We start from the raw sequence: 22,740 nt of genomic DNA on the forward strand, positions 1-22,740 counted from the left end.
TCAAAATGCAACTCAATCCCTCTGAAATCAGCGATCTCATCAAGAGTCGCATTCAGAACCTGCAACTGTCGGCCACCGCCCGCAACGAAGGTACCGTGGTCTCCGTGACCGACGGTATCTGCCGCGTACACGGTCTGACCGACGTGATGCAAGGCGAAATGCTGGAGTTCCCCAACAACACCTTCGGTCTGGCGCTGAACCTCGAACGCGACTCCGTCGGTGCGGTGGTGCTCGGCGACTACCTGCACATTTCGGAAGGCGACAAGGTCAAGACGACCGGTCGCATCCTGGAAGTGCCGGTGGGTCCGGAACTGATCGGTCGCGTGGTCAACACGCTGGGCCAGCCCATCGACGGCAAGGGCCCGATCAACGCCAAGCTGACCGACAAGATCGAAAAGGTCGCGCCGGGCGTGATCTGGCGTCGTTCGGTGTCGCAGCCGGTGCAGACCGGTCTGAAGTCGGTCGACTCCATGGTGCCGGTCGGCCGTGGCCAGCGCGAACTGATCATTGGTGACCGCCAGACTGGTAAGACCGCCGTCGCTGTCGACGCGATCATCAACCAGAAGGGTCAGAACATGATCTGCATCTACGTGGCGGTGGGCCAGAAGGCCTCGACCATCGCCAACGTGGTGCGCAAGCTGCAGGAACACGGCGCGATGGAATACACCATCGTCGTCGCCGCCTCGGCCTCCGACTCCGCCGCGATGCAGTACATCGCGCCGTACGCCGGCTGCACGATGGGCGAATACTTCCGCGACCGCGGCCAGGACGCCCTGGTGGTCTATGACGATCTGACCAAGCAGGCCTGGGCCTATCGCCAGATCTCGCTGCTGCTGCGCCGCCCGCCGGGCCGCGAAGCCTATCCGGGCGATGTGTTCTACCTGCACTCCCGTCTGCTCGAACGCGCTGCCCGCGTGAACGAGGAGTACGTCGAGAAGTTCACCAACGGTGAAATCAAGGGCAAGACCGGTTCGCTGACCGCGCTACCCGTGATCGAAACGCAGGCTGGCGACGTGTCCGCCTTCGTGCCGACCAACGTGATCTCGATTACCGACGGCCAGATCTTCCTGGAAACCGACCTGTTCAACGCCGGTATCCGCCCCGCCATCAACGCCGGTATCTCGGTGTCGCGGGTGGGGGGTGCGGCGCAGACCAAGGTCATCAAGAAGCTTGGCGGCGGTGTCCGTCTGGCCCTGGCCCAGTACCGTGAGCTGGCTGCCTTCGCGCAGTTCGCCTCCGACCTCGACGAAGCGACCCGCAAGCAACTGGAGCGTGGCCGTCTGGTGACCGAGCTGATGAAGCAGGCCCAGTACGCCCCGCTGTCGGTGGCCGACATGGCCGTCACGCTGTTCAGCGTCAACAAGGGTTACTTTGACGATGTGCCTGTCGCCAAAGCCCTGGCTTTCGAGTCCGCGCTGCAACAGTTCGTGAAGACCAAGTACGCGGCGCTGGCGGACAAGATCGAAACGTCGAAGGACCTCGACGCGGATGGCGAAAAGCAACTCGCCGCCGCCATCGAAGAGTTCAAGAAGACCTGGGCCTAATCGGACGGAGGACCACAGCATGGCTGGTGGAAAGGAAATCCGTACCAAGATCAAGAGCGTGCAGAACACGCGCAAGATCACCAAGGCCATGGAGATGGTCGCGGCTAGCAAGATGCGCAAGGCACAGGACCGCATGCGCGCCGGGCGTCCCTACGCAGTGACCCTGGCACGCCTGGCGGCCCACTTGGCGCACGCCCAGATCACCGACTACACCCACCCCTTCCTGAAGCATGTGGAGAATCCCAAGAAGATCGGGATCATCCTCATCACGACGGACAAGGGGCTGTGCGGCGGGTTGAACACCAACCTGCTGCGCGTGGTGGTCAATGGCATGCGCGAGTGGCAAGACTCGGGCGTGAGCGAGCTCAAGCTGACCTGTATCGGCAACAAGGGGCTCGGCTTCATGCAGCGCATGGGTGCCAAGGTCATCTCCAGCGTCACGCATCTCGGCGACACGCCTCACCTGGAACGCCTGGTGGGGCCGGTCAAGGCCTTGATCGACGAATATCTGGCGGGCGGCGTGGATGCCATCTACATCGCCTACAACCAGTTCGTGAACACCATGAAGCAGGAGCCCAAGCTGCGGCAACTGCTGCCCCTCGCGGGCGACTCGCTGGGCACGCCCAGCACGTCCTGGGACTACATCTACGAACCGGACGCCAAGTCGGTCATCGACGATCTGCTGCTGCGCTACCTCGAAACCCTGGTGTACCAGGCCGTGGCCGAAAACATGGCCTCGGAACAGAGTGCGCGTATGGTGGCGATGAAGGCCGCGTCGGACAACGCCGGCAACGTCATCAAGGAATTGCAGCTGGTCTACAACAAGACCCGTCAGGCCGCGATCACGAAAGAAATTTCGGAAATCGTCGGCGGCGCCGCCGCGGTTTAAGTTTTAGCTATTGGGGAAATGACAATGAGTCAAGGATCCGTTGTTCAGTGTATCGGCGCCGTGGTGGACATCCAGTTCCCGCGCGATGCGATGCCGAAAGTGTATGAAGCGTTGAAGCTCGACGCCTCGGAAGAGAACGCCCTGGTCGAAGCTGGCCTGACGTTCGAAGTGCAGCAACAGCTTGGCGATGGCGTGGTACGTACCATCGCCATGGGCTCGTCGGACGGCATCCGTCGCGGCATGAAGGTCAACGCCACTGGCGCGGCCATCTCCGTGCCGGTCGGCCATGGCACCCTGGGCCGCATCATGGACGTGCTGGGCCGCCCGATCGACGAGGCCGGCGCCATCGCTTCCGAAGAGCTGCGCCCGATTCACGCCGCAGCGCCCAAGTTCGACGAGCTGTCGCCCTCCATCGACCTGCTCGAAACCGGCATTAAGGTGATCGACCTGGTGTGCCCGTTCGCCAAGGGCGGCAAGGTCGGCCTGTTCGGCGGCGCCGGCGTGGGCAAGACCGTGAACATGATGGAGCTCATCAACAACATCGCCAAGCAACACTCGGGTCTCTCGGTGTTCGCCGGCGTGGGTGAGCGCACCCGTGAAGGCAACGACTTCTATCACGAGATGAAGGAGTCGAACGTGCTGGACAAGGTGGCCATGGTGTTCGGCCAGATGAACGAGCCCCCGGGCAACCGTCTGCGCGTGGCGCTGACCGGCCTGACCATGGCCGAGAAGTTCCGCGACGAAGGCCGTGACATCCTGCTGTTCATCGACAACATCTACCGCTACACCCTGGCCGGTACCGAAGTGTCCGCGCTGCTGGGCCGTATGCCCTCCGCCGTGGGCTACCAGCCGACGCTAGCGGAAGAAATGGGCAAGCTGCAGGAGCGCATCACCTCCACCAAGGTCGGCTCGATCACCTCGATCCAGGCCGTGTATGTGCCCGCGGATGACTTGACCGACCCGTCGCCAGCCACCACCTTCCTGCACTTGGACTCGACCGTCGTGCTGTCGCGTGACATCGCCGCGCTGGGTATCTACCCGGCCGTCGACCCGCTTGACTCCACCAGCCGCCAGCTCGACCCGCTGGTCGTCGGCGAAGAGCACTACGCGGTTGCGCGTGGCGTGCAGCAGACGCTGCAACGCTACAAGGAACTGCGCGACATCATCGCGATTCTGGGCATGGACGAACTGGCACCGGAAGACAAACTGCTGGTGGCCCGCGCACGCAAGATCCAGCGCTTCCTGTCGCAGCCCTTCCACGTGGCTGAAGTGTTCACGGGTTCGCCCGGCAAGTACGTGCCGCTCAAGGAGACCATCAAGGGCTTCAAGGGCATCGTCAATGGCGACTATGACAACCTGCCCGAGCAGGCTTTCTACATGGTCGGCACGATCGAAGAGGCCGTCGAAAAGGCGAAGACGCTGCAGTAAGGCGGAATGGCGCCGGATGAGTGATCGTCCGGCGCCTGTCACGGAGATACATCATGGCAATGACCGTACACGTAGACGTGGTCAGCGCGGAGGAGAAGCTCTTCTCCGGCCTCGCCGAACTGGTCTCGCTGCCGGGCGAATCGGGTGAGCTGGGCGTCCTGCCCGGCCACACCCCGCTGCTCACGCGCATCCGCCCCGGCACCGTGCGCATCAAGGTGCCGAACCAGGTCGAAGAGGAAGTCGTCTTCGTCGCTGGCGGCCTGCTGGAAGTGCAACCGAACCTGGTCACCGTGCTGGCCGACACCGCGATCCGCGGCGCCGACCTGGACGAGGCCAAGGCGCTGGAAGCCAAGCGTCGCGCCGAGGAAACCCTGGCCAACCGCAAGTCGGACATCGACTACGCCAAGGCGCAGTCGGAACTGGCGGAAGCGATCGGCCAGTTGCATGCGATCGCATCGCTGCGCAAGCGCGGGCACTGATTCGCGCAAGCAGGTTCAATGAAAAAGGCGCCCTCGGGCGCCTTTTTCATTGCCGGCTTCGGCCCGGCATCATCCTCCACCAAGCCGCGCCACACGTGACTCGACACGTGCCAGGTCCGCGCGCAGCCGCTCCAGCTCGGCACGCTGTGCCTGCCCTTCAGCGCTGCTGACCGCCAGGCGTGCTTCTTCTCGCAGGTATTCGCCGATATTGGCACTCAGGCCGTCCAGGCCGCGCCGCCCCGCCGCAGACAGGGCAGTAAGGCCCTGCTCCACACGGTTCGCCACGATGTCGCCCAGCACCGGGCTGAGCCAGCCACCGATGTCGGGCCGCAGGCTGTTCGCCAGGCGCGGCAGTAATTCTGCCAGACCGGCGTCACCGCTGACCCGCGCCTGCGCCTGAACCGCGTCCAGGCCATCCAGCGCGCGCGCCAGGGCCGCGCCAGGCAGGCTCACCTCGACATCAGGCTGACGCGCCTCCTCGCCCGGCTCCAACACACCGCCGCTACCGACGGCAATGCGCAGCGGCAGGCTGCCCACGAACAGCACCACCTGCTTGCCGGCATGCTGGCCCAGCTCCGCGCGCAAGGCGGGTTGCTCCGCCAGCATGCGGTTCACCGCGCCCAACGCGGGGCTCAGCAGCGCGCGTTCGAGCATCGCGCTCAGTTGAGCTGCTGGATGCCCGCGAGGGCCCAGCCACGGCTGCCATCGGCCGGCTTGCTGAGGTGCCAGACTTCGTCAAAGGCCTGCGGCGCACTGTCGGCCTCCTCGCGCAGCAAGCCGTTGAAGCGCACGCTCACGACGTAGCGCGCGGCCTCCTCGGTCACTTCCAGCACCTCGGCATCGAGTTGAATCACATCGGTCTTCTGCAGCTTGCAGCCACGCTCATCGATCGCCAGCTTGATCTCGGCAAACATCTCGGGCGTGGTGAACTCGCGAATGTCGTCCAGATTGCAAGCATCGTTGGCGGCCTGCAGACGCACGAAATTGACCTTGGCCTGGCGGGCGAAACCAGCCGCATCGAAATCGGCCGGGATACGCGAAGCGGTAGCCGGCGTTGCTTCAACCGGCGCCGCGCCGAGCGGAGGCGAATTCACGGCCTCACGCGCCGCCGGGGCCTGGTAGGACGACACGCCGCCGGCGTAGGCAGGCTCGCGCGCTGTGGCCTGGCCACGGTTGCCCATGAAGCGACGCAGCAGGAAGATCACCGCCACGACAGCCAGGATCGCCAGCAGCAAGCCGGCAAACTCACCGCCCAGGCCAAGGTGCGACAACAGGGCGGCCAGGCCGATACCGGCGGCCAGACCGGCCAGCGGGCCCATCCACTTGCGCCAGCCACTCTGTGCCGCGGCAGGCTGGGTGGTCGGTGTGGCAGGTTTGACCGCCTGGTTCGGGGCGGCTTGTTGGGGCGCGGCGGCGGGCGCCTTGGGTGCCGTCGGGGCGACTTGGCGCTGCATACCGATCGACTTGCTGCCACCCAGGCGCTTGGCCTCGGCCTCACCCACGCTGAGGGCGCTTCCGCTGACGGCCACGAAGAGGGCCAGGATCCAGTGCTTGATCATCGAGAGGACTCCGTATTCCATGTGATGGCGCCTGCACGAAAAGGCGACGCCATGGGCTTAGATGGGGATCGAGGGTACAGGTTCAACAGCCCGGTTGAATGGCTTGCGCCTGCAGGCGATCGCATCCTAACAGCAAGTCGGGCTCAAGCCAGCGCATGGGCGAACGTAATAGTCCTTAGCACTTGCGCATTGCAGCAACAACATGGCGGAACAGGATCTGACACGCCCCTCTCCAGGTACTGCCGGACACGGCCTACATGCGCCCCTGCGCAAGCTGGGCCGGCTGGCCATGGAGACGCGCGGCATGCGCCTGCTGAGCGCGGCGGTGCTGCTCCTGCTGCTTCTGTGTGGCGAGGGCATCGTGCAACTGGACCGCTCACGCCGCGTGCAGGCCGCCACCGCACTGGCCACGGCCGAGGCATCCAATCTGCGCAGCCGCCTCGAAACCGAACTCAACAGCACGCTCTTCCTGGTCAGCGGCCTGGTGGCCTATGTCAGCAGCGTCGAATCCCAACTGGACGAGCGGCATATCGTGCCCATGCTGGAGGCCCTGCACCGCACCGGTCGCAACGTGCGCAACATCGCTGTGGCACCGGCCAATCGCGTGGCCTGGGTGTATCCCCTGAAGGGCAACGAACGCGTGCTGGGGCTTTACTACCCCGGCAACGCGGATCAATGGCCTGCGGTTCAGCGTGCGATGGATGCCCGCAGCACCCTCGTGGCCGGCCCGCTCAAGCTGGTCCAGGGCGGACTCGGCCTGATCGCGCGTACCCCGGTGTTCAACCGCGACGGCAGCTACTGGGGTCTGCTGAGCATGGTCATCGACTGGGATGCCCTGCGCCGCAACGCCGCGCTGTCGACCACTACCGCCGACTACCGCATCGCCCTGCGTGGGCGCGACGGGCTGGGCAGCCGGGGCGAGGTTTTCTTCGGCGACGCGGCCGTGTTCACGCGCCAGCCGGTGAGCATGACACTGCGTCTGCCCGGGGGCCTCTGGGAGATCGGCGTGGTACCGCTGGCCGGCTGGGCGGCGGCGACCCGTCCGCCGCCCTGGGCGCGCCCGGCCTATATCCTGCTCGCCTGCATCGTGAGCCTCCTGTTGTTCGGCCTGCTGCGCGACGCCGCCGAGCGACGCAGCAGCCATGCCCGCCTGGCTGCCTTCAACCAGGCGCTGGAGGAACGCGTGGGTGAGCGCACGCGCGACCTGCAAGCGGCCAACCACACGCTGGAGACGGCTCTGGAGACCCTGCGCAGCACCCAGCAGGAGTTGATCCGCAACGAGAAGCTGGCCGCCCTGGGCTCGCTGGTCGCAGGGGTGGCACACGAACTGAACACACCGCTGGGCAACACCATGCTGGCCGCCACCACGCTGGAAGACCTGGCGCGCCAGTTGCGCGAGCGCGAGGGCCAGCTGACCCGCACGCAATGGCGCCAGGCGGTGGCCAGCGTCATCGAGGCGTGTACGATGATCCACGGCAACGTCAGCCGAGCCGCCAGCCTGGTCGCGAGCTTCAAGCAGGTGGCGGCGGATCGCAGCAGCGAACAACGGCGGCTGTTCCGTCTCGACGAACTGGTGGGCAACCTAGTGGCGATGATGCAGCCTACGCTGCGGCGTGCCCGCGTACGGGTGGAACACGACGTGCCCGCGCTGGAGCTGGACAGCTATCCCGGCCTGCTGGATCAGGTGTTGATGAACCTGGTGCTCAATGCGGTGACGCATGCCTTCCCGGCTGGCCAGGGCGGACTGGTGACGCTCACCGGCTTCGCGCAGGGAGCACAAGGCCTGCGCCTGGTGGTGGCCGACGACGGCGTGGGCATGAGCCACGACATCCAGGCACGCATCTTCGACCCCTTCTTCACCACCCGCCTGGGCCAGGGCGGAACCGGCCTGGGCCTGCACATCGTGTTCAACGTGGTGACCGGGCCCCTGGGTGGCAGCATCAGCGTCACCAGCGAGCCCGGGGCGGGTGCCAGCTTCACCCTGCAGTTGCCGCTACAGGCCCCCGTGCGCAAGCCGCCTCAGAGCTTGTAGCCGCGGTGCAGGGCCACCGCGCCGGCGGCCAGGTTGAAGTACTCCACGCGGGCGAGACCGGCCGCTTCGAGCATGCTCTTGAGCGTCTCCTGGTCCGGATGCATGCGGATCGACTCGGCCAGGTAGCGGTAGCTGTCGGCATCCTTCGCCACCTTGTCGCCCAGCCATGGCAGCACCTTGAAGGAATACAGGTCGTAGGCTGGCGCCAGCGGCTTCCAGATGTGGGAGAACTCCAGCACCAGCAGGCGCCCGCCGGGGCGCAGCACGCGCCGCATCTCGGCCAGGGCGGCATCCTTGTGGGTCATGTTGCGCAGGCCGAAGGCCACCGTCACCAGATCGAAATAGTTGTCCGGGAAGGGCAGCTTCTCGGCGTCGCACTGCGCCACCGGCAGCAGATGGCCCTTGTCGGTCACGCGGTCACGACCGACCGCCAGCATCGCGTGGTTGATGTCGGTGAGCCACACCTCGCCGGTCTCGCCGACACGCTTGGCGAAGGCCAGCGACAGGTCGGCCGTGCCGCCCGCCACGTCCAGCACGCGCTGGCCGGGCCGCACATTGGCGATCTCGATGGTAAAGCGCTTCCACAGCCGGTGCAGGCCCATGGACATCAGGTCGTTCATGATGTCGTAATTGCCCGCGACCGAGGAGAAGACCTGGGCCACGCGGCCGGCCTTCTCTTCTTCCGCCACGGTCTCGTAGCCAAAATGGGTGTGCTTGTCGCTCATCGTCGTGCGCTTCCGTTTCAATGTTTGCCGCAGGGCGTGGACTTGGGTGCCGCTGGCGTCGCCACTTCGCGGCTGGCACCGGCCGCCTCCAGGCGGGCCAGGTACTGCGCCCACAGCACATCCCGCTCGCGCAGGAGCCCATGCAGGTAGTCCCAGGTATAGAGACCGGAGTCGTGACCGTCCGAGAACACCAGGCGCACGGCGTAATTGCCCACCGGTTCGACGCCCAGCAGATTCACATCGCGCTTGCCGGTTTGCAGCACCGCCTGCCCCTCGCCGTGGCCACGCACCTCGGCGGAAGGGGAATGGACACGCAGGAATTCGAAACTCAGCCGTCCTTGCAGGTCGTCGGAGAACGCGAGTTCAAGCTCCCGCGACTGTTTGTGGACGACGATCTCCAGGGGATAAGGCGATTCGGGGGACTGTGACATGCCGGGCTCCATGCCCCGCTGCGGGGGCTCGGCCAGCATGATAAACCCGCCGCCGCGCGGACACGTGTTTCAGTACCATGACCCGTCATAAAAGCGTCATCATGCAGTCATAGACTCCGCCGGAACGATTTCGGAGGCCCACACCATGCCGGCCAATATTCTGCTTGTCGAAGACGAACCCGCGATCCAGGAACTGATCGCTGCCAACCTCACGCGCGCCGGCCACACCGTGGTGCGCGCCGGTGACGCCGAGATGGCCCAGCGCATCGTGCGCGAGGCGCTGCCGGACCTGATCCTGCTCGACTGGATGCTGCCCGGCGCCTCCGGCATCGAACTGGCGCGGCGCCTGCGCAACGAAGAGCGCACGCGCAGCATCCCGCTGATCATGCTGACCGCACGCAGTGAAGAGCAGGACAAGGTGCTGGGCCTGGAGACCGGCGCCGACGACTACATCACCAAGCCCTTCTCGCCCCGCGAGCTGGCCGCGCGCATCCAGGCCGTGCTGCGTCGCCGTGCTCCGCAAGCCACCTCGGATGCGGTCGAGGTCAGCGGCCTGCGCCTGGACCCGAGCACCCACCGGGTGACGGCCCGCGGCGAGGCGGTGAACCTGGGGCCGACCGAGTTCCGCCTGCTGCACTTCCTGATGACCCACCCCGAGCGCGTGCATTCGCGCGCCCAACTGCTGGACCAGGTGTGGGGCGACCATGTCTTCGTCGAGGAACGCACGGTAGACGTGCACATCCGCCGCCTGCGCAGCGCACTGGAGCCCAGCCAGCATGATCGCCTGATCCAGACCGTGCGCGGCAGTGGCTATCGCCTCTCGGCCGAGATGACCAGCACGGCCACTTGAACCACGGCTTCGACACACGACGGCAACCGCCAGGCTGTATGCTGCGCTCCGCTTAGAGGGCCCGTCGGCCGTCTACACTGACCCAGCCCCAAGGGAGTCCGCCATTCACCCCAGTCGAGTCATCTGGAGCGCTGCCGCACTGCTGGCCGTCCTGCTCGTCGCCATCTTCGCCGCGGCGTGGCCGCTGCTGAGCCTGACCTGGGCGCTGCTGCTGGTCATCGCCTGCCTGCTGGGGGTCACGCTGTATCACCTGCGTAACCTGGACAAACTGGTGCGCTGGGCCGGTCAGCCCGTCGGCACCCCCTTGCCGCGCGCCCTGGGCCTATGGAACTTCATCTTCGCCAGCATCAGCCGCCGCGTGCGCCAGGCCTACGACCAGCGCGAACGCCTGTCGCAGGCGCTGGCCCGCTTCCGTGAAGCCAGCCAGGCGATGCCGGACGGCGTGGTGTACATGTCGCGCCATCACATCATCGAATGGGCCAACGCGGCGGCGGCCGAACATTTTTCGATCGACGCCGAGCGCGATGTCGGGTCGGTGATCACCAACCTGGTGCGCCAGCCGGACTTCGTGGAGCACATCGAGTCCGGGCGCGAGGGCGAGGCCTTCCTGTTCCGCCCGGTGCGGCGCGAAGGGCTGACCCTGTCGATCCAGCTCATCCCCTTCGGCGAGGACCAGCGCATGATCCTGTCGCGCGACGTGACCCAGATCGAACGCCTGGAGAACATGCGACGCGACTTCGTGGCCAATGTCTCGCACGAACTCAAGACACCGCTGACCGTGGTAAGCGGCTTCATCGAGATGCTGCAGGACGGACTGGAAGACTTCCCGCCCGAGGACGCACGACGTTACCTCGGGCTCGCCCTGGACCAATCGGGACGCATGCAGCGCCTGATCGACGATCTGCTCGCCTTGTCGGCACTGGAGACAGGCGGGCCACAACCCGAAGAAGAGCAGGTCGATGTGCAGGGCCTGCTACGCGCGGTGCAACAGGATGCCGAACTGCTGTCGGCCGGCCGCCACCGGATCAGCACCGACCTCGGCCCGGCCGCCACCATCATCGGCAGTCACAAGGAGCTGCATTCGGCCTTCGCCAACCTGGCCAGCAACGCGGTGCGCTACACCCCGGCGGGTGGCGAGGTCCGATTGATCTGGCAGGTACGCGACAACGACGCCTGCTTTGCGGTGGAAGACAGTGGCATCGGCATCGAGCCACAGCATCTGTCGCGCCTGACCGAGCGCTTCTATCGCGTGGATCGCGGTCGCTCACGCGAGACCGGCGGCACGGGCCTGGGGCTGGCGATCGTCAAGCACATCCTGACGCGTCATCAAGCAAGCCTGGAGATCAGCAGCGAACCCGGGCGCGGCAGCCGCTTCGCGGTGCGTTTCCCGGCCCGCCGCATCCTGCGACCGGCCGACAGCAAGCCTCAGTAATTCGCTTCCGGCACTTCCTCGCGCACGAAGTACACGCGGTCGAAGTTGGAGCCGCGCGACAGCAGCTTGATCATGCGCGCGTTCCAGATCGTCTCGCCGCGTACCTCGACGCGCCGGTCGGCGAGGAACCAGCCGGCCGGCACCACCAGTGACATCTCGGTCTTCATGGCCGGCACCGCCGGGATCACGAAGCCCAGACGATAGCGCTCGCGATTGGTGCGCTCGTTGAGCAGCAGCTTGACGGCGATGACCTGGGCCGGCCCAGGCATCAGCGATACGCCGGCCGACAGCGCGCCGTTCTGCTGGTACTGCAGCCACGACAACTCGGCCAGCAGCATCTTCTCGCTGCCCTCGTTGCGCAGGCCCACCAGTTGGCGATGCTCCACACGCGACTCGCCACGGCGGCGGGTCAGGCGGTAGCCAGCGACCGACTGGTCGGAAATGTCCCAGGTCTCCAGCACATAGCCCAGTTGCAGCGCGCGCTCCTGCAGGCTGGCCTCGCTCTCGTCGTACTCGACGCGGTCGAAGGCACGGAACACCTGGGTGTCGGAGAAGCTGCTGCGGCGCACGTCGGTGGGCTGGGTGAACTCGCGGCCGTCGATGAAGAAGGCGATGGCCAGCGGGTCGGTGGCGATCTTGACCTGGCCGCGCAGCGAACGGCGCGGGAACTTGCGGCCGGCCGAGGCGAGGCCCCAAGGGCGGTACAGCGAGACCAGCAGACGCGCGCAGGCCGGCTGCACGCAGTCCTCGCCGAGGCCCAGCGAGGCCGCGGCCACACCCTTCTTGAGCTGGGACACCACGGCCTGGATGTGGGAGGCAAGCTTCTGCGTCTCCAGCCCGCGCAGCTTGGCGTCCGGGGTCAGCAGGCCGGCCGGGCGCAGGCCATGGTCGGCATCCGGATCGAGGCAATAGATGGATGACTTGGTCGCGCCGAATTCCTTGAGCAGACCGCAATAGGGCGCGAAGCGCTGCGACCAGCGGATCAGCCACACGAACTCGCGCGGCGTCCGGCTATAGGGGCTGGCGGCGTCGACCAGGAGCATCGAGACATAGGACTCCTGCGTGCTCTGCGCGCCCCACACCTCGTTGAGCACGTCGGGCACGCGCACGTCCGCCACGCCGGCACGCTCGGCCGCCTGGAACTGGCCGTGCAGGCCGCGCCACAGGCCCGGCGGAATCTCGCGGCGGGCACGGAAGTATTCGATCATGGTCAGCACGCTGTACTGCATGCGACGGTGCGTCACCAGCGCACGACGGTCGGCGAAGGCCGGGTCCAGCGCGGCGCGATGGGCTGCCAGCGCGTAACTGCGTGCCATGTCGGACCACAGGTTAATCACGCGCTGCAGGGTTTCCTCTTCATTGCCGGCCGGTGGCAGCGGGCGCGAGGCGTAGCGCAAAGCGCCCTGGGCCTGGACGAAGTCCAGCGTGGTGCGCATTTCCTCCAGCACCTGGATATGCGACAGCGGGTCCGGCGGCGCCGCCATCATGCCAGCGAGCAACTGGCCCAGGGCGACCTGGGTGTCGTCGGTATCGGTCGGATTGAGTGCACGCAGGGCGGCCAGGCATTGCGTGGCCTGGGCGAAATCGATCGACTGCAGGTTACGGGACGGCACGACGCTCATCGATTCGGACTCGGTATGGGTGCAAGAGGCGGCTCAGCCCCGCAATTTTCGGGCCAAGAACGAACCGCTCCAAGCCGCAGAGTACCCCCTGAGGCTAGCAAAGAGTATGACAGACGGCACAGTAACACGCCCGAGCGGCCCGCCTGCCCCAATGGGCAAGCCCGTGGCGCCTTGCCAAAGCAGGCTCTCCGCCCGCTCAGGGCTTGTTGGCCACGTACTGTTTTTCGAAGCGCTGCTGCTCGCGCAGGTAGTGATTGCTGCACTCCACCAGGGTCGCGTTGTCCGGCGGCGATTCGCACTTCTTGGGCCGACGGTAGAAGCGCTCCCAGGCCGCCTGTTTGCGTGCCTCCTCTTCCCGCTCGGCGGCAATGGTGGCTTCGCGCGCCTGCAGCACGGCGGCGCGCTGGGCTTCGCGGCGCTGCTTCTCGGCCGCGATCGCCTCTTCCTGCGCCTGGACACGTGCGCGGCGCTCGCGCTGGGCCTGCGCCTCGTCGGCCTGCGCGGCGGGCAGGGCGGGCTGCACGACAGCGGGACGCGGCGTCGGACGCAGACGCTCGAGCAGGACGTCGCCCGCCTGGCGCGCGGCCCACACAACCACGGCCGCCCCCAGCAGGGCAAGCAACAGGGCGAGAAAGGCTGGAACTGGGGTGTCGCGGGCCACGGTGTGCATTCCATGAGGCGGAGATGTCCGCAGTGTAGTCCGCTCCGGCGGAGCGGCGACGCTTGGTGGGCGCCTTCCGGAAGCAGGCGGGCGCATTTCGTCGCCGGATGGGCGCAAAATCAGCTCAGCCGGCGGCAAATGGTGTAATCGGTCGGCTGATCTGCCTCGGGGGAATGCTGCGGTGCCATCTGATCTGAACCTGGTCGTCCTGTTTGCCGGCAATGCCTGGCGCAGTGCGGCGCTGCGTGCGCTGGGCGTATTCGTGCTGGGCTATCTGGCGCTGCCGCTTTTGCTGACACGCCATAGCCATGGAGCCAATCTGGTGCAGTTCATCGCCAGCGCGCTGAGTTTCGTGCTGGTGGCGATCGCCCTGTTCCGCGTCCTGCGTCAGCCACGGGAAGAGGATGAGATGGTGCTCTTCGCCGCCGAGGAGGAGGCGGTCGAGTCCGTCGAGCCCGGCCCACAATGGACGCCTGCGATGCTGCAGGGTCTGCCGCCCACGCGGCTGGAAATGCTGGCCGCAGGCTTCTACCGGGAGAAGGGCATCCGCGTCGATGCCTGCCCGCAAAAGGCCTGGGGCGGTCTGATGCTGCGCCTGTACCAGGACGAAGGCGAGGAGGCCACCAGCCTGGTGCGCTGCAAAGCCAGCGATGGCCAGCCGATCGAGCGGCGGCAGGTGGAGGAGTTGCTGCGGGTGATGGTGGAGAACGCGGTGCCCAAGGCCTTCCTGATCGCCCCCGACGGGTTTTCGGACGAGGCGGCCAAGCTGGCGCGCTCGGCCCACATCACCCCGATCGACGGCCGGCTGCTGCTGGCCATGCTCAATCGCCTGGGCGACGACGCGCGCACGCGGCTGCTGGCCCTGGTGACCCCGCCGCCGGACGAGGCTGCGCCCGTCGCGCCGGCCTGAGGCGCAGGCTCGTGTCGTGTGCTGCATCACGCTGGCCAACCCGCGGCGGGGCACCGGCGCTTGAGCCTCCATGCTAATTCGTATAGTGTCCGAACCAACCTGAGCCGTTTCGCGGAGCGGGTTATCGCACGTTCCATCCCGGTTCTCATCGTGCCGGGATGTGACGTCTCCAATGAGTAATTTTGCGGCCCATGACCTGGGCCGTTTTTTTTGGCGCCCTGATCGACTGTTGCTATTTGAGCAACAATCATTTGTCGAAAGCCGTCTTTATCCCGGAATAAGCCATGACTAGGATTCAGTCCATGTCATCCGGCCCCCCGGGCGACGGACTCCACCACCCGACAGAACGAAAGGCACCACCATCATGAACGCTTATACCCACCTCGCCGGCCGCATCCTGCTGGCCCTCATCTTTGTCATCTCCGGCTTCGGCAAGCTGATGAATCCTGCCGGCACCGCCGGCTACATGGAAGCCATGGGCGTGCCGACCCTGCTGCTGTGGCCCACCATCGCGCTGGAGCTGGTGGGCGGTCTGGCCATCGTGGTCGGCTTCCAGACCCGCCTGGTGGCGGCAGCACTGGCCTTCTTCTCGGTGGTCTCGGCGGTGATCTTCCACAGCAACTTCGCCGACCAGATGCAGATGATCATGTTCCTGAAGAACCTGGCCATGGCCGGTGGCTTCCTGCTGCTGGTGAGCAGCGGTTCGACCGCGCTGAGCGTGGATACGCGCAAGACCTGATCGCCTGTCGCCGCGACCGCAGGAAGCCCGGCCATGTGCCGGGCTTTTTCTTGCCTGACTGCCTGATGGGGTAAGGGCTACGCCAAGGGCCCGCGCGCTTCCTATAGTGAAGCGGTCAGGGAGGCGCGGGAGAACGCCAATGCGACAGAGAGAGATGCTGCGGGCCGGCGTGGCCCTGCTGATGCTGTGCCTGGGCCTGCTGGCGGGGCTGCCGACACAGGCCGCCGATACGAACACCGCCGGACAGAGCGCGCCGACCGCGGCCAGCGCCCCGCCGACCAGCCAGTCGGCAGCCGCCGCGGCGCGCGAGCAGGCGGGTACGCTGACGGTGACGATCACCACCTATGCCCTCGGCGGCGGCCTGGTGATCTGCCTCGTCTGGCTGTTCGCCACCCATCGCGGCGGCTTTGGCCTGCGCAGCCAGTGGGGCGGGCTGGGCGCGGGGCTGGGCGGCTGGCGTTGCTCGCCGGCCCTGATGGCGATGGCCGGGGTGCTGATCTTCGCCGTGCTGCTGACCAGCCTCGCGCTGGCGATCCTCAACCCGCGGCCGGCGGCGGAGCCGGCCAAGACCGACAGCAGCAAGTCGGCCGGCAAGTAGGGGGAGGCCGGCATGCTGCGCCTGCAACTGCCACCCGAGCCCTATGCCGAGGCCACGCTGACGCCCGCCACGGCGGACCGTCCGGCGCCAGAGGCCATCGTCGCCGGTTCGCCGGCCGCCCGCCTGTTGCGAAGTGAGATCGAGCGCTACTGCAAGGGCGAGATCAATGGCCGCTCCTTCCTGATCGGTGCCGCCCGCGGCGGCGGCAAGACGACCCTGGTGCGCAGCGTGGTACAGGGCATCGGCAAGGATGCCGGCAAGATGCTGCAACCCCTGCTGATCTCGCTGCACGGGCCTGACCTGTGGGTCGACAAGCCCAAGAGCGGCGAGACCACCCGTCTGCGCATCACCGAGAAGCGCGCCGAGGGCTCGGTCGAGACCACCCTGGCCGAGCCCGCGCCCGCACCCAGCCAGCCCGGCGCCAGCGAGGTGCTGCTGGAGCAGGTGATCCTGCGGACCCACCGCTCCTTCGTATGGTGGCTGACGCATTTCTACCGCGAGCGCTGCGATGCCTTGCGTACCGAGAAGCGCCTGTCGCCGGCCCATCTCGACGAGCTGGCCGAGCGCAGCGCGCAGCTGCCCTTGCTCCTGTTCGAGGATCACCCCTCGCTGGCCGAGTTGCGCGACTACTGGGCCGCCCTGCCAGATGGCGTGGTCGCCGGCGTGATGCGCCACGACGTGCCCTGGCAGCGCGGCGCCAAGGGCTGCAACGAGTTGCAGGCCCTGGCCGGGGTGGTGGATGCCTACCGTCGCATCTCCGGCCAGTTCCAGCGCAAGCAGACAGACTCCACCAGCCACATCCAGGACGTGCAGGCCAGCGTGGGCGGCAAGTCGAACGCGGCCGACTGGTTGCCGGCAGTGCTGGGCCTGAGCGCGGCCGGGCTCACCGGGGCGACCGCCCTGAGCCAGAACCTGGGCACCCCGGCAGCGGCGCTGCTGGCGGCGGTGGCCGGCCTGTTCGCGGTCAGCCTGTCGAGCACGCGGCAGCGCTCGCAGAAGCAGGCGGTGGAGAGCACCTTCATCCCGGACCTCAGCCTCAAAACGCTCAAGCGCCAGTTGCCGGTGCTGTTCCGCTGGCTGCGCGAGGCGGGCTTCGCCCCGGTGATCCTGGTCGACGAGCTGGACAAGCTGGCCCCCGAGGACAGCTCGCAACTGATCGACTACATCGGAAAGATCGCCAGCCAGCTCAAGGACCAGGTGGCCGAGCGCGCGGTGTTCTGCTTCCTGGCCGACCGCAGCCAGTTCTACGCCATCGAGCAGCACATCCAGAGCGAACCGCTGGGGGTGAGCTCGTCCTTCTTCTCGCATCGCCTGATGCACCTGATCCCGCCCGCCGACTGGCGCGACTACCTCACCAAGGTGCTGGTGTCGGACCAGGCGGAGCCCCTCGACCAGACGGACAAGGCCGACCGCCGCCACCTGACCCTGCTGATCCTGCAGCGCGCGCGCCTGCAACCCCTGGCCGTGCAGCGCAGCCTGCTGGAGTTCAGCGACCAGGGGCTGGTACGCCTGCCCAATCTGGCCGGCATGGAAAAGCTGCGCGAGCGCCGCCATGCGGTGCCGATCGCCATGCAGATGCTGATCGAGTACCTGCTGGGGCGCAGCCCGGTGCAGGACTGGCTGCTGGCCCAGCCCAAGCAGCAGCAGATGCTCCTGGACGCGCTGTACCACCTGGCCGAGCTGTGGGACAGCCCGCTCACCACCTGGCCCTCGCCGAGCCAGCCCAAGGGCCGCGCGGCCCTGCTGGAACATCTGCAGCGCCTGGGCCACCGGCTCGACGAGAAGCGCGCCGAGGACAGGGCGCGGCTGGACTTCCTGTGCGACTGGTCGGCCCGCCTGATGGACTGGATGTGCTCGCCGCTGGTGACCACCGAAGCCGACTTCCTGAGTTACTACCAGGGCCTGGACCCCGAGGGCTACCTGCGCGACACCCTGGCGACCGGCATCGACGTGCTAACCAGCAATGGCAACAACAGCTACAAGCGCCGCTTCGATATGGCCGGCAACGCGCTGGACACCAGCCGGCTGAGCGAATGGGCCACCCACCTGGAGCGGGTCGGCGCGTTCACCCGGCTGGTGACGCAGGCCATGCAGAAATTGGGCTGGAACGGCCGCATGCCGCTGGAGGCGCTGGCCAATTTCCGCGTGCTGGATCTGTCGCCGCCCTGGGCCTCGTTCGAGGGCGCGCGGATGCGCCTGAGCCTGGTGCGTGCCGGCACCCTCGACACCACCATGCAGGAAGATGCCCAGATCGTCGTCGACTACGCCGACATGCTGGACCGCTGCGCACCGCTGCTGTGGTACGTGCTCAACAGCGCGGCCCTGCTGTCGCGCGCCGCCGCCGGCAGCGGCAAGCCCGACCCCGGGCGGGCACTGGACCTGATCCGCCGCGCGCTGCGCCTGTACGAGCGCAGCAGCCTCCTCGCCCTAGCGCCAGCCCAGCAGCTTTACACCGGCCTGCGCGAACTGCTGGGCAGCGGTTTAGAAGCGCCGGCCGAACTCGCCACCGGCGGCGTGGACTTGCTGCAGGGCGAGCTGGTGAGCAGCCTCGACGCGGCCCTGCCCGCGCCACCGCCGGACAGCGTGGCGCAGGATGCCGCGCTGTGGCGCAGCGTCCTCGAGCGCAGCGCCGCCACGCTGACGCAAAGCATCGAGCCGGCCGACCCACAGGCCGCCGAACTGCTCGCGGCCATGCTCAAGCTCGGGCCGTTCAAGCATGAGCTGCCGCTGGACCCGCGCAGCCTGCGCCTGGCGGACTGGGGCCGGATTCTCTACCAGGTGCTGGGCAGCCCCGCCGACAGCGTGAGCCTCCCTCTGCTGGCGCTCGCCCTGCATGCCTGCGGGCTGCGCGTCGGCAGCTACGAGCGCGGACAGGTGGTGGAAGGCCTGCGCGACCTGTTCTCGCCGCCGCCCCCGCACTGGGAGGAGCTGGACCTCTTCCTGACCGAGCAGAATCTGTGGATCGGCACGGTCAGCATGATCGCCCTGGTCCTGCTGCGCGAGCGCAAGAGCGACCTGAGCGAACTTGCCCCTGCAACCAGCGCGGCCCTGCTGCTGACCCCGCCCGCCCAGCAGGCCGCCGGCGTACGCCTGATGCACGCGCTCATCAGCGTGGGCACCCAGCAACGCCTGGTGGCACGCGAAGGCAGCGCCAGCAGCCTCAGCCAGGAGCAGGTGGCACGCCTGGCCAGCGAACAGAGCCTGGGCGACATCCCCCTGCGCCATGTGTTCGGCGCCTGGAACAGCCACGCCACGCCCCCTGCCAACGTGTGCACCGGTGTGCGCGACAGCAACAGCCTGGTCGCCGCCTTGCTGAGCTCGATTGCACGCCCCTGACGCCTAAGCCAGCGCCTTGCCCACCACCTCGGCCACGTCGCTGGACAAGCCGGCATGTGCACGAATGCGTTCGAGCTGCACTCGCGCCCGATCCTGACGCTGCGCATCGAACTTCTTCCAGCGGTCGAAGCAGCGCGCGATGCGCGAGGCGACCTGCGGGTTCAGGGCGTCGAGTTGCAGGATCACATCGGCCGCGAGCTGGTAGCCACTGCCATCGGCCGCGTGGAAGTGCTTGGGGTTGGCAGCGCAGAAGGCGCGCACCAGCGAGTACACCTTGTTCGGGTTGCGGATGTCGAAGGCCTCGTGCGCCATCAGGCCCCGTACATCCTGCGTGGTGTGCGGCAGACGCGAGGTGGCCTGCACCTGCAGCCACTTGTCGACGACCAGGGCCTCGCCCTTCCACTTGGCATAGAAGCTGTCGAGCGCAGTGTGCCGCGCCGGAATGTCGAGGTTGGCCAGCGCCCCCAGCGCGGCCATGGTGTCGGTCATGTTGGCAGCCTGCTCGTAGTGCTCGACGACCAGGGCGTGTGCCTCGGCATCGTTCAGTTCGGCGAGATAACCGAGGCAGGCGTTGCGCAGCGCGCGGGCGCCGGCCTGGGCGCCTTCCGGCGAATAGGGCGCGTCGATGCGCAGCGCCTGGTAGGCCTCGCTCAGCGGCACACACAGGGCCTGGGCGATCTGGCGGCGCAGCGTCAGGCGGGTAGCGTGGATGGCGTCCGGATCGACCACCTCCATCTGCTCGGCCAGATAGGTTTCGGAGGGCAGCAGCAAGGCCTCGGCCACCAGTGCCGGATCGCCGCCGGGTGCAAAGGCCGAGGACAGCAGGTGGTGCAGCGCGTCGAGGTAGTGCGAGGGAATCCAGTCGATGGGAGGAACGCCCTCTCCCGCCCCACTCTCGGGAGAGGGAGACGCCAGCGCCGCAATACCCGCCAACAGGATCTCGGTGGCCAGTCTTTGCCCCGCCTCCCAGCGGTTCACCGCGTCGCTGTCATGCGCCATCAGGTGGATCAGTTGCGCGCTGGTGTAGGGATAGTCCAGCACCACCGGCGCCGAGAAGCCACGCAGCAGCGAGGGCACGGGCTCCGCCGCGACGTCCTCGAAGACGAAGGACTGGCGAGCCTCGCGCAGGGCCAGCACGCGCTGGGTACCTGCGGCGCTGGCCTCACCCGCGAGGCGCAGCGGCAGCTCGCGGCCCGCTGCATCCAGCAGACCGATCACGATGGGCAGGTGGTAGGGGCCGCGTGGCAACTCCAGCCCATCGGCCGCCATGCGCGCCTCGTAGGGCGTGGGCGGGAACTGCTGCTCCACGTCCAGCGTATAGCGCTGCGTGGCCGCATCGAAACTACTGCGCACGATCAGGCGCGGCGTGCCGGCCTGGTTGTACCAGCGCTTGAACTGGGTGAGGTCGAGGCCGGAGGCATCCTGCATGGCGGCGACGAAATCCTCGCAGGTCACGGCCTGCCCGTCGTGGCGCTCGAAGTACAGATCCATGCCGCGGCGGAAGTCTTCGGCGCCGATCAGGGTGTGGATCATGCGGATGACTTCGGCACCCTTCTCGTAGACCGTGGCGGTGTAGAAGTTGTTGATCTCAGCGTAGCTGGCCGGGCGGATCGGGTGCGACATCGGCCCCGCGTCCTCGGGAAACTGGGCGGCTCTCAAGGTGCGCACTTCCTGGATGCGCGTCACGCCGCGCGAATGCACGTCCATGCCGAACTGCTGGTCGCGGAAGACGGTGAGCCCCTCCTTCAGCGAGAGCTGGAACCAGTCGCGACAGGTCACGCGGTTGCCGGTCCAGTTGTGGAAGTACTCGTGGGCGACCACGCGGTCGATGTTCTGGTAGTCGGTGTCGGTGGCGGTGTCGGGGCGTGCCAGCACGTACTTGGTGTTGAAGATGTTGAGCCCCTTGTTCTCCATGGCGCCCATGTTGAAGTCGCCGACCGCCACGATCATGTAGTGGTCCAGGTCCATCTCCAGGCCGAACACGTCCTCGTCCCACTTCATGCTCTTCTTCAGCGCGGCCATGGCGTGATCGCACTGGTCCAGCTTGCCGGGCTCCACGTACACGGCGCAGCGCACGCGGCGGCCGGACTTGGTGAGGTAGTGGTCCTCCAGCACGTCCAGCTTCGCCGCCACGCAGGCAAACAGGTAGGCCGGCTTGGCGAAGGGGTCTTCCCAGCGGGCCCAGTGACGGCCGCCGTCCTCGTCACCCTGGGCGACCGGGTTGCCATTGGCGAGCAGGATGGGGAAGGCGGCCTTGTCGGCGTGCAGCGTGCACACGAAGCTGGCCATCACGTCGGGCCGGTCCGGGTAATAGGTGATGCGGCGGAAACCCTGCGCCTCACACTGCGTGAAGTAACCATCCTTGGAGCGGTACAGGCCGGAGAGCTGGGTATTGCTGTCCGGCTCGATGCGGACCACGGTTTCCAGCGTGAACTCCTCGGGCACCGAGGCGATGATCAACAACTCGTCTTCGAGCCGGTATTCGCGGTCACTGAGCGCGCGGCCATCGAGCTCGACCGACTCCAGGCGCAGATCCTCGCCGTTGAGCACCAGCGCACCGCCCTGCCCGGCCGGGTTGCGCCGCATCGCCAGCGTGGCGGCGACCTCGGTGTAGCCGGCATGGATGGCGACATCCAGCGCTACCGTGTCGACGAGGTAGGCGGGCGGCGTGTAGTCCTTGAGGTAGATGGTCTGCGGTGCGTTCATGAGGGGGGCTCCAGTCGTGTAGCCCCCATTGTAGGCATGTCACCGCCCGGGGTCGCCTATCGCGGCCATCAGACGCCCGCCCTGCTCCGCCTCAGGTCGCCGGACGCTGCAGCACCAGCATGCCATCGGAATGGTTGAGGTTGAGCCGGCCCAGCGTGAGCAGGCGCGACACGCCGCCCAGGGCGGCGAAGGCCCAGTCGGCGAGGCGGTGGCGCTGGCGCATGTGGGCCTGCACCGGGCCCTCGTAGAGGCAGTAGTGGACCACGGCCAGGCCGCTGGCCTCGGCCTGGCGGCGGATGCGTGCCGGCGCGCAGTCCAGGCGCAGGAAGGTGGGGAACTGGTCCCACTGTGCGGCCGGGCGCTTGTCGCCGATCACGTAGCGGTAGAAGGCGACGTGGAACCACCAGGGCGTGAAGCGCGTGACCAGGCCCTTGAGCGAGAACAGATTGGGCAAGGCCAGCACCATCAGGCCACCGGGGCGCAGGCCCTCGCTCATGCGGGCGATCGCCTCGCGCGGTTCGGGCAGGTGCTCCAGTACGTCCCAGCACAGGATCAGGTCGAAGCTGTCGGGCGCCCAGCGGTGCGCCTGCAGATCGCCCAGCACCGCCTCGGACAAGCCGGTATTGCGGGCGAGCTGACGCTCCGAGATGTCGATGCCGGTGACATGCGCCGGCTGCGGCAGGCGGATGTGGCTGGTGGAGCCGCAGCCGGCCTCCAGGATACGGATGCTCCCTTGCGTACTCAGGTGCCCGCCGAGGTGGCTGTGCACCACCTGTTCCAACTGCTCGATCTCGCGCAT

The 22,740-nt window shown here is 67.2% G+C and carries 19 protein-coding genes; 11 read left to right on the top strand and 8 right to left on the bottom strand.

Annotation, left to right across the window (positions count from 1 at the left end):
* The first annotated feature begins 5 nt into the window (after positions 1-5).
* From atpA to NMB43_RS20405, 4 genes are read left to right on the top strand one after another with little or no spacing between them, the layout of a single operon-like run.
* Positions 6-1,544 (top strand): F0F1 ATP synthase subunit alpha, encoded by a 1,539-nt coding sequence (gene atpA / locus NMB43_RS20390; RefSeq protein ID WP_494350011.1) that lies wholly within the window; start codon positions 6-8, stop codon positions 1,542-1,544.
* Positions 1,545-1,563: 19 nt separating this feature from the next.
* Positions 1,564-2,433, top strand: a complete 870-nt coding sequence (gene atpG, locus NMB43_RS20395; RefSeq protein WP_494350012.1) for a F0F1 ATP synthase subunit gamma — start codon at positions 1,564-1,566, stop codon at positions 2,431-2,433.
* Positions 2,434-2,457: 24 nt separating this feature from the next.
* Positions 2,458-3,861, top strand: a complete 1,404-nt coding sequence (atpD, locus tag NMB43_RS20400; RefSeq protein ID WP_494350013.1) for a F0F1 ATP synthase subunit beta — start codon at positions 2,458-2,460, stop codon at positions 3,859-3,861.
* Between the two features lie 53 nt (positions 3,862-3,914).
* The gene (locus tag NMB43_RS20405; protein WP_494350014.1) at positions 3,915-4,340 is read left to right on the top strand and encodes a F0F1 ATP synthase subunit epsilon; all 426 of its coding nucleotides are present in this window, start codon (positions 3,915-3,917) and stop codon (positions 4,338-4,340) included.
* A 69-nt stretch (positions 4,341-4,409) separates the two neighbouring features.
* Here NMB43_RS20405 and NMB43_RS20410 read toward each other — a convergent pair whose 3' ends face one another.
* Positions 4,410-4,994, bottom strand: a complete 585-nt coding sequence (locus NMB43_RS20410) for a ubiquinone biosynthesis accessory factor UbiJ (RefSeq protein ID WP_494350015.1) — start codon at positions 4,992-4,994, stop codon at positions 4,410-4,412.
* 5 nt (positions 4,995-4,999) lie between these two features.
* The gene (locus NMB43_RS20415; protein ID WP_494350016.1) at positions 5,000-5,920 is read right to left on the bottom strand and encodes a Tim44 domain-containing protein; all 921 of its coding nucleotides are present in this window, start codon (positions 5,918-5,920) and stop codon (positions 5,000-5,002) included.
* A gap of 181 nt (positions 5,921-6,101) precedes the next feature.
* On the opposite strand from NMB43_RS20415, the gene NMB43_RS20420 reads away from it, so the two are divergent.
* The gene (locus NMB43_RS20420; protein ID WP_494350017.1) at positions 6,102-7,931 is read left to right on the top strand and encodes an ATP-binding protein; all 1,830 of its coding nucleotides are present in this window, start codon (positions 6,102-6,104) and stop codon (positions 7,929-7,931) included.
* Here NMB43_RS20420 and ubiE read toward each other — a convergent pair.
* A complete protein-coding gene (gene ubiE / locus NMB43_RS20425; protein ID WP_494350018.1) occupies positions 7,919-8,656 on the bottom strand; it encodes a bifunctional demethylmenaquinone methyltransferase/2-methoxy-6-polyprenyl-1,4-benzoquinol methylase UbiE in 738 nt (245 codons plus the stop codon). The genes NMB43_RS20420 and ubiE overlap by 13 nt on opposite strands.
* Before the next feature lie 17 nt (positions 8,657-8,673).
* Positions 8,674-9,087, bottom strand: coding sequence for a gamma-butyrobetaine hydroxylase family protein (locus tag NMB43_RS20430; RefSeq protein ID WP_494350019.1), 414 nt, complete (start codon positions 9,085-9,087; stop codon positions 8,674-8,676).
* A gap of 145 nt (positions 9,088-9,232) precedes the next feature.
* Here NMB43_RS20430 and phoB point away from each other — a divergent pair, with 145 nt between their 5' ends.
* Both phoB and phoR read left to right on the top strand, forming a co-directional pair.
* Complete coding sequence (phoB, locus tag NMB43_RS20435) at positions 9,233-9,937, top strand: phosphate regulon transcriptional regulator PhoB (protein WP_494350020.1); 705 nt, start codon at positions 9,233-9,235, stop codon at positions 9,935-9,937.
* 184 nt (positions 9,938-10,121) lie between these two features.
* Positions 10,122-11,369, top strand: a complete 1,248-nt coding sequence (gene phoR, locus NMB43_RS20440) for a phosphate regulon sensor histidine kinase PhoR (RefSeq protein WP_494352174.1) — start codon at positions 10,122-10,124, stop codon at positions 11,367-11,369.
* On the opposite strand, the gene NMB43_RS20445 is transcribed toward phoR, so the two are convergent.
* Together NMB43_RS20445 and NMB43_RS20450 are read right to left on the bottom strand one after the other, a co-directional pair.
* The gene (locus tag NMB43_RS20445) at positions 11,363-12,991 is read right to left on the bottom strand and encodes a cyclic-di-GMP receptor FimW-related protein (protein ID WP_494350021.1); all 1,629 of its coding nucleotides are present in this window, start codon (positions 12,989-12,991) and stop codon (positions 11,363-11,365) included. The genes phoR and NMB43_RS20445 overlap by 7 nt on opposite strands.
* A 196-nt stretch (positions 12,992-13,187) precedes the next feature.
* Positions 13,188-13,652: a hypothetical protein gene (locus NMB43_RS20450; RefSeq protein WP_494350022.1), complete on the bottom strand. Its 465-nt coding sequence runs from the start codon at positions 13,650-13,652 to the stop codon at positions 13,188-13,190.
* A 181-nt stretch (positions 13,653-13,833) separates the two neighbouring features.
* Here NMB43_RS20450 and NMB43_RS20455 point away from each other — a divergent pair, with 181 nt between their 5' ends.
* The 4 genes from NMB43_RS20455 (at position 13,834) to NMB43_RS20470 (ending at position 19,235) form a co-directional block, all read left to right on the top strand.
* Entirely contained in the window at positions 13,834-14,562 is a 729-nt protein-coding gene (locus NMB43_RS20455) for a restriction endonuclease (protein WP_494350023.1), read from the top strand.
* A 364-nt stretch (positions 14,563-14,926) separates the two neighbouring features.
* Positions 14,927-15,301 (top strand): DoxX family protein, encoded by a 375-nt coding sequence (locus NMB43_RS20460; RefSeq protein WP_494350024.1) that lies wholly within the window; start codon positions 14,927-14,929, stop codon positions 15,299-15,301.
* Positions 15,302-15,440: 139 nt separating this feature from the next.
* Positions 15,441-15,899, top strand: a complete 459-nt coding sequence (locus NMB43_RS20465) for a hypothetical protein (protein WP_494350025.1) — start codon at positions 15,441-15,443, stop codon at positions 15,897-15,899.
* Between the two features lie 12 nt (positions 15,900-15,911).
* On the top strand, positions 15,912-19,235 hold the full coding sequence (locus NMB43_RS20470; RefSeq protein ID WP_494350026.1) for a hypothetical protein: 3,324 nt from the start codon (positions 15,912-15,914) through the stop codon (positions 19,233-19,235).
* A 3-nt stretch (positions 19,236-19,238) separates the two neighbouring features.
* Here NMB43_RS20470 and pepN read toward each other — a convergent pair whose 3' ends face one another.
* Together pepN and NMB43_RS20480 are read right to left on the bottom strand one after the other, a co-directional pair.
* A complete protein-coding gene (gene pepN / locus NMB43_RS20475) occupies positions 19,239-21,941 on the bottom strand; it encodes an aminopeptidase N (protein WP_494350027.1) in 2,703 nt (900 codons plus the stop codon).
* Between the two features lie 91 nt (positions 21,942-22,032).
* On the bottom strand, positions 22,033-22,740 hold the full coding sequence (locus tag NMB43_RS20480) for a class I SAM-dependent methyltransferase (protein WP_494350028.1): 708 nt from the start codon (positions 22,738-22,740) through the stop codon (positions 22,033-22,035).

This window comes from Uliginosibacterium sangjuense, from assembly GCF_059132465.1.